Below are 274 nucleotides of genomic sequence, written 5' to 3'. Positions count from 1 at the left end.
CTGCTTCTAAGCCAACATCCTAGTTGTCTAAGCAACTCCACATCCTTTTCCACTTAATACACACTTTGGGACCTTAGCTGGCGATCTGGGCTGTTTCCCTCTTGACTACGGATCTTATCACTCGCAGTCTGACTCCTAAGGATAAGTCATTGGCATTCGGAGTTTGACTGAATTCGGTAATCCGATGAGGACCCCTAGTTCAATCAGTGCTCTACCTCCAAGACTCTTACACTTAAGGCTAGCCCTAAAGCTATTTCGGGGAGAACCAGCTATC

At 46.7% G+C, this 274-nt stretch carries 1 rRNA gene; it reads right to left on the bottom strand.

The window, feature by feature from the left end:
• Positions 1-274, bottom strand: a 23S ribosomal RNA gene (locus tag FE392_RS20460); the annotation flags it as partial.

It is taken from the genome of Xenorhabdus santafensis (assembly GCF_033949405.1).
GTDB classification, from domain to species: domain Bacteria; phylum Pseudomonadota; class Gammaproteobacteria; order Enterobacterales; family Enterobacteriaceae; genus Xenorhabdus; species Xenorhabdus santafensis.
The sequence above is the reverse complement of the archived record's forward strand: the minus strand, read 5'-3'. Positions and strand labels throughout refer to the sequence as shown.